Genomic DNA, 11,504 nt, shown 5'->3' with positions numbered 1-11,504 from the left:
TGCTTTTTTCGCCAATCCTGAGCAAGTTGCGCATCATAGATGAACCCGCCGGATTGTGCAATTTTTATACGATCATTTAAGCTTTGTTGAAACGAAACAAAGGCAGCAAGTAACGCTCAGCCTCGGTGATGATGGCATCGTAGTAATCCGGATCCAGCGTTCGATACAGGCGTTGTAGCCACATATCAGCCCCTTCACCTTCTACTCTCTGATTCCCTTCCCAGGCCGCCAATAACTTGCTTTTGGCTTTCTGCTGCGTTTGCTCATCCCATAAAATGGCATCATTCGCCGGTTCGTAACAGGCTTTTATCCACGCCCCACCACTTATTGGGAGGAGGAGAAGGGGTTGAACTAATCCTTTGCGATAACCATCAATAAGTTGCTGGAGATAGTTTTTTGCCTGCTCGATATCCAGCGAAGGGAATTTCCACTCGGTCGAATCCCGCCCGTACAGGCGGCTTTCACCTCTTCCCCCCATCGCACACCAAACCACATGTTCAATCCACAATTGCAGTCCATGTGCAGGATTGAGAATGGAAGGCCGCCAGCGCAGCAGGCCATCTTCCTGTACATCCGACAGCCATCCTTCCAGACTTGTTCCGTCGATTTGCAACGACACTTCTAGGCTACTGCCATTTTGTCGCTCGGCTCTCACTTTTTTCGCCAGCTCTTCCATTTCTGTTAGCTGGCTTTCCCATAAAATTTCCCCAAAAGCACCGTACGGCAAGATCCCCGCCGCCCGATAACGGCGGAATAGCTGCTGCGTGTCACCTTCCTGAACCAGAGTATTCAGTAATTCCTGATTCATCTGGAAACGTTCAAGGCTATCTAAAGTAAAAGGTTCCGCATCCGGGAGATCGGTTTCTTCAAGTCGGAAATTGATGCCCAAACGCATCTGGAAAAAGGCGCGAACAGGATGCCGCCAGAAACGTTGCAATTGATCCAACGTGATGACGTCATAAGCAGCTTCCTGCAAGGGTTGAATAAACGGAACCTGCGGATTGCCTTGCTCACTTGCGGCGGGCAGCCACTCCCTGGCATAGCTTTGTGCCGTTACGCCGGGAATAAAATTCCCCGACTCAAATGGGGTACGGTAATGCTGTTGAACCAAATATTTTTTCACACGCTCGCTACTAACATCACAGGTTTGTTCTGAGTCCTGTGGCAAGCAATGGCTTTGTGCGATGTAGTCCAGGAGTTCGTCAACCAATACAGAAGGATAGCGCTGGCTGTTGTCCTGAATAGAACGCCCGATATAACTGATATAGAAGCGCATTTGCGCTGAGTTAAGCGCTTCAAGGAACAAGTATCGATCGTCATCGCGACGGCTACGATCACCTCGCTGAGGTTTCTGGCTCATTAGATCAAACCCAAGCGGTGCCAATGCACGTGGATAAACGCCATCATTCATGCCAAGCAAACAGACCACTTTGAACGGAATTGAACGCATCGGCATCAGGGTACAGAAGTTGATCGGCCCTGCCAGGAAACGCTGGCTAATGCGCTCTTGATCTAACCGCTGTGCCAGCTCCTCACGCAATAAAATTAAGGAGATGTTCTCCTGATAACGCGACTCAAGGCCATATTTGATGATGTCCTGCCACTGTTGTTCAATCAGCGCCAACGCCCCTTCCGTTTCTGTATCGGGAAGGAAGAAACTCGCTAACATGTCGCGGCAAACCATCGTCCATTCCGCCAAAGGACGCGCAACCGAGAGCTCGCGGCGCCATTTGTTCAACTGCATTAACAGCTCGGCAAGTTGCCCCACGAGTTCAGCAATTAAACCGCTCGATTCATCATATGGAAGGATCGACTGCCACTCTCCTACCTGGCTATCCATTGCATAGCCCAATAACATGCGAGTTAAACCAAAGCGCCAGGTGTGCTGCCCGGTAGCCGGAAGATCCCATTCACGCACGTTGTCGTCATCAATCCCCCACCGGATCCCTGATTCATTCACCCACAGGCGTAGGTAGCGCAGCCCTTCTTCATTAATTGAGAAGCGAGCTGCCAATGCGGGAACTTCAAGCAAAGCAAGGACATCCTGCGCGGCAAAACGGCTGTCGGGTAGTGACAGTAAGGAGATAAATGCCTGTAACGCGGGGTGAGCTTGCCTTGCTCTACGATCGGAAATCGCAAACGGCAACCGCCGTTCACCTACAGCGTTGCCAAACACAGCCTGAATAAACGGGCTGTAACTGTCGATATCGGCCACCATCACGATGATGTCGCGCGGCGTAAGCGTTGGGTCAGCATCCAACATCGCTAACAGTTGGTCATGCAGTACTTCTACTTCACGTTGCGGGCTATGACACTCATGGAAGGTGACCGAATAATCTTCCGGTGAAAGGACGCGTTTGTTATGGCTGTGCTCAAACTCTTCCAGGGTAAGCCCCGTGACCGCATTGTTTTGTAATTCAAGCAAATCGTACTGCAAATTTCGCAGTAAATTATTGGGTTCAATATCTACGAAAACGTCAATTTCTTCGAATTGTTGCAGTTCGGCCAACAAGAACGTGTAGTCACGCCCTAATTTCCCCCATGAAGCCAGTAATGGGTTGCCAATATCTTGCTCACCGTCGTCGTTGAATAGTGAAGAAGCGGTATTGCTGTCTTTAAATAACGGAAGCGTAATGTCTTCCTGAGTGTGTTTGCGCCGGCGGCGACTGATTAACCGAGCAAGATAAGACGGATCTTTAATATCGCCCCAGTAGTAACGGCAAGGGTTCGTAAACAGTAAATGCACATCAATGTGTTTACCCAGAGCTTGCAACGCCTGAAGGTAAACCGGTGGTAACGCGGAAATCCCACATATAAAGACGCGGGGCGGTAAACCAGGCGGGCATTCGGAGCTGGATTCAAGGGCTTTGATAAAACGCTGATAGAGATTTGCACGGTGCCATTCTGGCTGACCAAGTTCTTGCGTATGGCGAACCAGTGCCGCCCATAGCGGAGCCTGCCACAATTGAGCTTCACCCACATTGTCGACAAGTTCACCCTTTTCCCACTGACTTAGCCAGTCTGGACGATAGACTAAATATTGGTCATAAAGGTCAGCAATTCTTGAGGCTAGTTGGGAAAGTTTTCGTCCATTTTCATCGTCTTCAAGATATTGCCTGAGCAGTGCAAACTCAGGCTGTTCAAACATTGTCGGGATGAGCGTCATTAACTTCCAGCTCATGCTTTGTTTATTGAACGCACTTTGCTCTGGGATATTCGGCAACACGCGGACAAACATATCCCATATAAAGCTCGCCGGAAGGGGGAAGCTGATGTTGGCCGCGATACCGAATTTTTGCGCCAGCGTCATTTGTAGCCATTGCGCCATGCCGGTACTTTGTACCAATATCACTTCGGGCTCGAAAGGGTCCGGCAATGGTTGCTGTTCTACAATAAATTCCATAATTGCTTCCAGCACATCCAGCTGGTTGGAATGGTAAACACGCAACATAGAATCGCTACTCCTGACTTGTTTCTTTCTGCTGGCAATGTAACCGTGACAGTTGCCCAGTTCGCCCTGCCGGACTCTTAATCGTAACATCGATGCTGACACATCCAGCCGACGATGTCTGCAGCCGACTGACTTTCCATTCATCTGTCGGTAAGGGGGATTCGGGCTCACTCATTTCCAGCGCCAGCCGCCAAAGTTGCCGAAACTGCCACTGAGATTGAAAACCCTGCTGTAAAACCCGGTGATAGCCAAGTAAAGCCAACATCACTATAGAAAACAAGGCCATGGCGAAAAGTACTTCAATCAGGCTAAAACCACGCTGCAATGATTTTATTGGGGGAATTGGCATCGTGCCACCTCAGCAAAAGGGCAGAAATCCAGCCAGCCATGGGGTGTTGATGACCATTGCGCGTTAACCAATGTTCCCCATTCCCAAAGAATCAGCGGCAATTTTCGTCCTGATACCATACCGAATGCCGCCATAACAGCTTCATTTTTGTCGATAACTCGCACACAGCTTCTCCAGCCTTTTCCGGTGTGCTGCTGGCACTGCCAGGATTGCTGAGATTGCCACGATAACTGTCGTCCCCAAGCCTGAGCTGAAAGAGCACCGGCATATTGTTTAAGGAAATCGATTTCACTGGCGACCTGAAACCGTTGATGACTTAACTGCTGCTGCAATCCACCGAGCATTAATATCCCGAGAGCAAATAGCAGCAGTACAAAACTCAGGGTGATATTCCCCCGCTCTAATTGTCTGCTCACAGGTTATATCCCACGACAATGTGGCGCAGTGACACTGGGTATTGACCGCTTTTCGAGACGCCTGCCAGCTCGATAATTAGCAAGGGTGACATGGCGCGACGAGCCAAACGGGTGACGGTGAATCGCTGAATGGCCAGCGTCGCAGGATCGGATAACTTGTCCCAACCGCCGCCTTCACAATGGGTCGCCCCACGTAGCGTTTCCAGATCAGTACCGTTCAGTCGAAAGCCAGTCTGCTCTGCTTCCACGTGACTACCGGGTTCCCAGCGTCCGTTGCTATTGCTATCCCATTGCGACAACACACATTGCCCCCCTTTGCTCAATACCAGCCCCTGCCCTGAGCAGTTTCCGTGGCAATAGCCTGCCCGCTGCAGCTGCTTTCCCAAGCTAAATGCTAATTGCCATAGCGACTCTTGCACGGTTTCTTTCTGGTACTGCTGCAATACAGCGCGTTGAAGTACCGGAAATAATCGGCCAGCACCTAGCAGGACAATGCTACTTAATGCCATCGCGATGAGCGTTTCAAGTAAAGTAAACCCCTGCTGGTTTAGCTGCATTTGTTACTCCCGACAACCTCACAAACTCGAATGCGCCCCTGGGCCGAGAGCACCACTCGCCATTTGCCTGCCGCGCTTTGCAACGTGATGTGACCGGGCCAGGCGGTATTTCTCAGGCCATAAAATCCAACACCCGCCGTTATCTCGAGAATATCGACATCTGTAAAAGGTTTAATCAACCTCCAGCGCCCGTCAGATAAACATTGGGTTGTTTCAATTAGCTTGCTGGATAGACACCAGCTCTCCCCCTGGCGATTCACCGTCAGCAAATGGTCGCGATTATGCCAATTGGCATCGCTGCGCAGTTGTTCGAGCAAATGACGAATTTGCTGGGTGGTTATCCACATTCGCTGCTGTTGCTGCCATTGTTGCCAGCCGTACACCCCGCCTGTGCTAAGCATTCCGACAATAACCATCACCACCATCATTTCTATCAGGCTAAAGCCATGCTGTTTTGTTTTCATGGCAGCAGTGTGCCAGCCACTCAATTCTTCGCTACTGAAGATGATTGGATTCTGAGGATGTCTCGAAGGAAAGTTTTGCTGTTGCTGTACGTTTCAGAAGTGCTGGAAGGAGGCTCGCAATACCATAATTGGGGCAAAAAAAACCGGCGCACAAGTGGCACCGGTTATGGCAGGCTGTCACCCGTTAGATAGCGACAGGGGCTTTGATCGCAGGATGAGGATCGTAGCCTTCAATTTCGAAATCGTCGAAACGATAGTCAAACAGGGACTCAGGTTTACGCTTGATGACCAGTTTTGGCAGAGCACGGGGTTCACGCGTTAACTGCAAACGCGTTTGCTCAAGGTGGTTGCTGTACAAATGGGTATCGCCACCTGTCCAGACAAAATCACCCACTTCCAAATCGCATTGCTGCGCCATCATATGTACCAGCAATGCGTAGCTGGCGATATTAAATGGCAGGCCAAGGAAGATGTCGCATGAACGCTGGTAAAGCTGGCAAGAAAGCTTGCCGTCAGCCACGTAGAACTGGAAAAACGCATGGCATGGAGCCAACGCCATTTTATCCAGCTCACCCACATTCCACGCCGAAACAATGATGCGGCGAGAATCTGGGTCGTTTTTTAACTGGTTAATCACAGTGGTTAACTGGTCAATATAGCGGCCATCAGGGGTCGCCCAGGAGCGCCACTGTTTGCCATAAACGGGACCAAGATCGCCATTTTCATCTGCCCATTCGTCCCAAATTGAGACGTTGTTTTCATGCAGATAGGCGACGTTGGTATCCCCTTTCAGGAACCACAGCAGTTCATGAATGATGGAGCGTAAATGGCAGCGTTTAGTGGTAACCAGAGGGAAACCATCTTGCAAATTAAAGCGCATTTGATGACCGAAAATCGACAGCGTACCCGTACCCGTACGGTCATCTTTTGGTGTGCCGTTTTCCAGCACATGTTTCATCAAATCAAGATATTGTTGCATGTTTCCTCACGAAAGCTGTTGCTGCGGACGACGACGATACGCCCAAACCATCATAATCACACCGGCCACAATCATCGGAATCGAGAGGATTTGTCCCATGCTGATGTACTGTACCCACTCACCGGTAAACTGAGCATCTGGCTGGCGGAAGAATTCAACAATGATACGGAAAGCACCGTAGCCAATCAGGAACAGGCCGGAAACAGCCCCCATCGGACGTGGCTTACGAATATAGAGATTCAGGATAATGAACAGGACGATGCCTTCCAGAACCATTTCGTAAAGCTGAGAAGGATGGCGCGGCAGAACACCGTAGGTGTTAAACAACGACTGCCATTCAGGGTGCGTCGCCAACAGGCCGATATCTTCGCTGCGCGAACCAGGGAACAGCATTGCCCAATGGAAGCCAGGATCAACGCGCCCCCACAACTCGCCGTTGATAAAATTACCAAGACGACCGGCACCCAAGCCAAATGGAATCAGTGGCGCAATGAAATCCGATACCTGGAAGAAGGAGCGACGAGTTCGACGTGCGAACCAGATCATCACGCAGATAACGCCGACCAACCCGCCATGGAAGGACATCCCGCCATCCCAGACTTTAAACAGGTACAGTGGATCGGCCAGGAAAGAAGGCAGATTGTAGAAGAATACATAACCCAAACGCCCGCCAAGGAACACCCCGAGGAAGCCTGCGTACAGCAGGTTTTCGACTTCGTCTTTCGTCCAACCGCTGCCTGGTTTATTAGCACGACGGCCCGCAAGCCACATGGCAAACACGAAGCCGACCAGGTACATCACTCCGTACCAGTGCAAAGAGACCGGCCCGATGGAAAAAATCACCGGGTCAAATTCAGGGAAATGCAGATAGCCACTATTCATCTGTCACCACAAGCCGTTGTTACCCCACCGAAAGTCGGCGATGGGTTGCAAATACGCATCTGTGCAGACGCGCTCCGAAAGGAGCGGATCATAGCACAAAGGGTTCCAGGGTTAGATGCGAAGTTGAAAAGTTCTGTAATGCCGGGCACGGAGTGGAAACAACGAGCGCCCTAGCGCCCGCCGCGAATCAAACCACCCATGCCACGTCGTTCCATGAAGGATGCAACTTGATGACGTACTTCTGTCGCAAGCTGAGCCTCAAGGCTGCGCTGCGCCAGTGATTGCACTTCTTCCAGGCTAATGTGACGCAGTAAATATTTTACTCGCGCCACTGAACGGCCGTTCATCGACAAATGGCGATAGCCCATACCAACCAGCAGTGCAACGCACATTGGATCGCCAGCCATTTCACCGCAAAGACATAGATCGATACCGTTACGTTCAGCTTCCTTCGCAATATGATTTAACGCACTCAGCATCGCCGGGTGCAAGCTGTCATAAAGGCTCGCCACGCGAGTGTTGTTACGATCAACAGCCAGTAAGTACTGCGTCAGGTCATTAGTGCCAACAGAGATGAAATCAACACGGCTGGCAAGATGCCCAAGCATGAACACCATCGACGGGACTTCAACCATGATGCCAATACGTAGTTTGGGTAACTCGTAGCCGAGCACTTCTTCTACTTCGCGCCCGGCGCGGTCTATCAGTCTACGAGCTTCGTCAATCTCGTCGATGCTGGTTATCATCGGCAGCAGAATGCTCAGGTTGCCAGTGGCAGCATTGGCACGCAGCATGGCGCGCACCTGAACAAGGAAAATCTCAGGTTGGTCAAGCGTGATACGGATCCCGCGCCAACCCAGGCATGGGTTTTCTTCGCTGATTGGCATATAGGGCAGTTGTTTATCCGCGCCCACATCCAGTGTTCGCAGTGTAACGGGCTTATCGTTAAACATCTGCAACATGCCCTGGTACTGGGCGACCTGCTCTTCTTCCGACGGGAAACCACTTTGCAGCATGAATGGGATTTCGGTGCGATACAAACCAATGCCATCAATGCGGCTGCCAAGCAATTGTTCATGCTCCGGGCTCAGACCCGCATTCAGCATCACCTGCACACGCTCACCGCTTTTTAGCGCAGCAGGGCTATCAACGTCGTCCTCAACCAATCGGCTAAGTTCGTTCTCTTCGGTAATGAGTCGCTGATATTCCTGCAACAGCACCGTTTCAGGGTCAACCAGCAACTCACCGCGATAACCATCCACAACTAAAGTGCGGCGATGCAGCACCGAAGGCTGGATATCCGCCCCCATAACGGTTGGGATGCCCAACGCACGCACCATGATCGCCGCGTGCGAGTTCGCCGCACCATCACGCACAACGACACCAACCAGGCGGTTTTGCGGTAGCTCAGCAAGCGTCGTTGCGGATAACTCATCAGCCACCAACACAAAGCGTTCAGGCCAGGTGTTTGGGCTCTGGATGGTGTCATCGAGATGGAATAACAGGCGTTGACCCAAGGTACGAAGATCGCCTGCGCGTTCTTTTAAGTAGCCGTCAGTCAGACTTGCGAATTGCTCCGCAAACTTTTCGATAACTTTTTTAACCGCCCATTCTGCAACCGAGCCTTTATCGACTTCTTCGAATAATTCTCGACGAAGTCGGGCATCAGTTAACAGGTGCGAATAGAGGTCAAAGATAGCCGCAGTTTCTTTCTGGGCCCCCGCCGCAAAACGTTTGCTGTAACGTCGAAATTCGTTAGACGCTTCTTCAAGTGCTGCGGTTAGACGCTCACGCTCAAGCGTGGTATCCAGTGTCGACGCTTCAGACACTTGCTCCATTAACGGGAGCGTTGAGTCCATCCAGCCTTCAGCAATCGCAACGCCTGGCGATGCAGGCAATGCCCGGATACGCGTCTGGCGATATTGGCCAAATAAGGCGGCTAACTGTGATTGAGAGAGGATAGCGGCCATTTGTGTGGCGAGCGTAACGAGGAAGGACTCCTCGCTTTCATCATATTGACGGTGCTCGCGCTGTTGTACCACCAGCACCCCCAGCAATTGACGTCGCTGGATGATGGGTACGCCAAGGAAGGCTCGAAAACGTTCTTCTTTTACTGCGGGGACATATTTAAAGCTGGGATGTTTTTGCGCATCAGCAAGGTTTATCGGTTCTGCAAGACGACCGACCAGCCCGACAATGCCTTCATCAAATGCGAGTGTAATTGTGCGACCACGCGGCTTTTTAAGGCCGCGTGTCGCCATCAGGTAAAAGCAACGCCGGTCATGATCTGCGAGATAAACCGAGCATACCTCGGTGTCCATCGCAAGGCAGATATCTGTAACCAAAATATCCAGCGCCTCATTGAGGCGCGGAGCACTGGCAACCTTCTCGACTATTTCTCGCAAACGGGTGAGCATTTTTGCGTGACTTAACCTCTTTTACGACGCCAGGCAGGCGCGTTATTACGTGGTGGCGTAACTTCCTGCAGCGGCATTACGACGCTTGCAAACTCTTTCATCACCCGACGATAGACATCGCGTTTAAAGGAGACAACCTGACGAACCGGATACCAATAGCTAACCCAGCGCCAGCCATCAAACTCTGGGGTACTGCTGGTTTGCATATTGATATCGTTATCGCTACTGATCAACTGCAAGAGAAACCATTTTTGTTTCTGGCCGATACAAACCGGCTTTGTGTCCCAACGCACCAAACGTTTAGGTAACTTGTAACGTAACCAGTTTCGGGTCGAGGCGAGTATTCGGACATCTTTTCGCTGTAAACCCACTTCCTCGAAAAGCTCCCGGTACATTGCCTGTTCCGGGGATTCGCCAGGATTGATGCCACCTTGCGGAAACTGCCAGGAATGTTGACCAAAACGCCTGGCCCACATCACTTGACCCTGCCGATTACAGATTACGATACCAACATTCGGGCGGTAGCCATCATCATCGATCACCGGACTACCTCAAAACAAACTTAGATTAGGGCGATTGTTTCATACAAGCGCTAGACGGTAAACCACTGTGTAACGGTTGCCAGAAAGGAATAACAATTGAATAACTCACAAAATATGACCGAGTTATAAACATTAGTCCGTTTGGAGCGGTGAGTTTATTCACTTTTTCTGTGGATATAACTGTGAAGAACTACCTAATACTCTCGGGACAACTTAGGATAACTTCAAAATCGGCTCGCGGCTCATAAAAAAAATACACAATACTTTCAAAGTAATAGTGAGTTAAAAATTAGTTCACAGCTCAGTAGTGTGATGATCATCACATACCAGGATCTTTCACTGATGAAAGATCGACCAATGACGTTTTTATCCACAGATTGTGCCAACAAGTTAGTCACAAACTGGTGAAAAAATGGGTTTTACCCCCTCGTCAAGGCTGTAAATCGAACCAGTAGTGAGCTTTTTTACCAGTTATCCCATTTTTCTGTGGATAACCCGGTGTAAGATCCTGTTCATTGCCAGTGACCAGAATGGGAAAAGGTTTTTGTACAATTCAAAATTGATAATTTTTAGCGATAAAAATGATTCAAAATCAGTGCATTGCCATTCTTATCCCCGACACGCTAAACTATTTCCATGTTGTGGGTAAACCACGTTCATTTTTTAACCACTTAGCAGTCAGGCACAATGGAAGCACTTCGTCCTTTACTTACCCCTCCAGAAAATGAACAGATTTTACTGGCTCAAGCCCAGAAACTGGCAGGCTACACGCTGGGCGAATTGGCGGCGCTTGCCAGTTTACCCATCCCCAAAGATCTTAAACGCGACAAAGGTTGGATCGGTGTTTTACTCGAATTGTGGTTAGGAGCCAGTGCCGGAAGCAAACCCGAGCAAGATTTCGCAGCGCTTGGCATCGAGTTAAAAACAATCCCGGTTGATCGAATGGGACGTCCACTGGAAACCACCTTTGTTTGTGTCGCCCCGCTCACTGGCAATACAGGTGTGGTTTGGGAAACCAGCCATGTGCGCCACAAGTTAAAACGCGTGCTGTGGATCCCTGTTGAAGGAGAGCGGCAAATTCCGTTGGCTGAAAGGCATATTGGCTCGCCATTATTGTGGGCACCTTCCGCAGAAGAAGAACGGCAGTTGCGTTTGGACTGGGAAGAATTGATGGATTTAATTGTGCTTGGGCAGGTCGAACGTATCACTGCTCGTCATGGGGAAGTGTTGCAGTTGCGTCCAAAAGCCGCCAACAGCAAAGCGTTAACCGATGCGATTGGTGCCGATGGCGCTCCCATTCTGACGTTGCCACGCGGTTTCTATCTGAAAAAGAATTTTACGGCCGCTCTGCTGGCTAATCATTTCTCGTTGTAGATTCATTTAACTTGCACCCGGATCAGTGCTGGCGTTTATAATTGGCGTTTTATTAATTTCAGGCAGGATTTTT

General features: G+C 50.3%; 10 protein-coding genes. 1 reads left to right on the top strand and 9 read right to left on the bottom strand.

Features of this window, described 5'->3' with window-relative positions:
- Positions 1 to 76: 76 nt before the first annotated feature.
- The 9 genes from recC to rppH all read right to left on the bottom strand — a co-directional run bounded on the left by recC (position 77) and on the right by rppH (position 10,057).
- Positions 77 to 3,451, bottom strand: coding sequence for an exodeoxyribonuclease V subunit gamma (gene recC, locus OH773_RS04040; RefSeq protein ID WP_270143254.1), 3,375 nt, complete (start codon positions 3,449 to 3,451; stop codon positions 77 to 79).
- Positions 3,452 to 3,458: 7 nt separating this feature from the next.
- On the bottom strand, positions 3,459 to 3,800 hold the full coding sequence (locus OH773_RS04035; RefSeq protein WP_270143251.1) for a prepilin-type N-terminal cleavage/methylation domain-containing protein: 342 nt from the start codon (positions 3,798 to 3,800) through the stop codon (positions 3,459 to 3,461).
- Positions 3,782 to 4,216: a DUF2509 family protein gene (locus tag OH773_RS04030; protein WP_270143249.1), complete on the bottom strand. Its 435-nt coding sequence runs from the start codon at positions 4,214 to 4,216 to the stop codon at positions 3,782 to 3,784. Before OH773_RS04030 ends, OH773_RS04035 begins: the two co-directional genes overlap by 19 nt.
- Complete coding sequence (locus OH773_RS04025) at positions 4,213 to 4,773, bottom strand: prepilin peptidase-dependent protein (RefSeq protein WP_270143247.1); 561 nt, start codon at positions 4,771 to 4,773, stop codon at positions 4,213 to 4,215. Before OH773_RS04025 ends, OH773_RS04030 begins: the two co-directional genes overlap by 4 nt.
- Positions 4,764 to 5,237 carry a prepilin peptidase-dependent protein gene (locus OH773_RS04020; protein WP_270143245.1) on the bottom strand — a complete coding sequence of 158 codons (474 nt, stop codon included), beginning with the start codon at positions 5,235 to 5,237 and terminating at the stop codon, positions 4,764 to 4,766. Before OH773_RS04020 ends, OH773_RS04025 begins: the two co-directional genes overlap by 10 nt.
- A 184-nt stretch (positions 5,238 to 5,421) precedes the next feature.
- Positions 5,422 to 6,216, bottom strand: coding sequence for a thymidylate synthase (gene thyA / locus OH773_RS04015; RefSeq protein WP_183270481.1), 795 nt, complete (start codon positions 6,214 to 6,216; stop codon positions 5,422 to 5,424).
- A 6-nt stretch (positions 6,217 to 6,222) separates the two neighbouring features.
- A complete protein-coding gene (gene lgt, locus OH773_RS04010) occupies positions 6,223 to 7,098 on the bottom strand; it encodes a prolipoprotein diacylglyceryl transferase (protein WP_270143243.1) in 876 nt (291 codons plus the stop codon).
- Positions 7,099 to 7,268: 170 nt separating this feature from the next.
- A complete protein-coding gene (gene ptsP / locus OH773_RS04005; RefSeq protein WP_270143241.1) occupies positions 7,269 to 9,515 on the bottom strand; it encodes a phosphoenolpyruvate--protein phosphotransferase in 2,247 nt (748 codons plus the stop codon).
- An 11-nt stretch (positions 9,516 to 9,526) separates the two neighbouring features.
- Entirely contained in the window at positions 9,527 to 10,057 is a 531-nt protein-coding gene (rppH, locus tag OH773_RS04000; RefSeq protein WP_034498067.1) for an RNA pyrophosphohydrolase, read from the bottom strand.
- 687 nt (positions 10,058 to 10,744) lie between these two features.
- Here rppH and mutH point away from each other — a divergent pair.
- Positions 10,745 to 11,431, top strand: coding sequence for a DNA mismatch repair endonuclease MutH (mutH, locus tag OH773_RS03990; RefSeq protein ID WP_183270485.1), 687 nt, complete (start codon positions 10,745 to 10,747; stop codon positions 11,429 to 11,431).
- Positions 11,432 to 11,504: the final 73 nt, after the last annotated feature.

The sequence above is a fragment of the Buttiauxella sp. WJP83 genome, assembly GCF_027594725.1.
GTDB classification, from domain to species: Bacteria; Pseudomonadota; Gammaproteobacteria; order Enterobacterales; family Enterobacteriaceae; genus Buttiauxella; species Buttiauxella selenatireducens.
This window is presented reverse-complemented; position numbering and strand designations above follow the sequence as displayed.

What these genes read in the sequence shown, in the direction of transcription:
- recC (WP_270143254.1), bottom strand. Translation starts at nt 3,451, where the DNA reads ATGTTGCGTGTTTACCATTCCAACCAGCTGGATGTGCTGGAAGCAATT.
- OH773_RS04035 (WP_270143251.1), bottom strand. Translation starts at nt 3,800, where the DNA reads ATGCCAATTCCCCCAATAAAATCATTGCAGCGTGGTTTTAGCCTGATT.
- OH773_RS04025 (WP_270143247.1), bottom strand. Translation starts at nt 4,773, where the DNA reads ATGCAGCTAAACCAGCAGGGGTTTACTTTACTTGAAACGCTCATCGCG.
- OH773_RS04020 (WP_270143245.1), bottom strand. Translation starts at nt 5,237, where the DNA reads ATGAAAACAAAACAGCATGGCTTTAGCCTGATAGAAATGATGGTGGTG.
- thyA (WP_183270481.1), bottom strand. Translation starts at nt 6,216, where the DNA reads ATGCAACAATATCTTGATTTGATGAAACATGTGCTGGAAAACGGCACA.
- lgt (WP_270143243.1), bottom strand. Translation starts at nt 7,098, where the DNA reads ATGAATAGTGGCTATCTGCATTTCCCTGAATTTGACCCGGTGATTTTT.
- ptsP (WP_270143241.1), bottom strand. Translation starts at nt 9,515, where the DNA reads ATGCTCACCCGTTTGCGAGAAATAGTCGAGAAGGTTGCCAGTGCTCCG.
- mutH (WP_183270485.1), top strand. Translation starts at nt 10,745, where the DNA reads ATGGAAGCACTTCGTCCTTTACTTACCCCTCCAGAAAATGAACAGATT.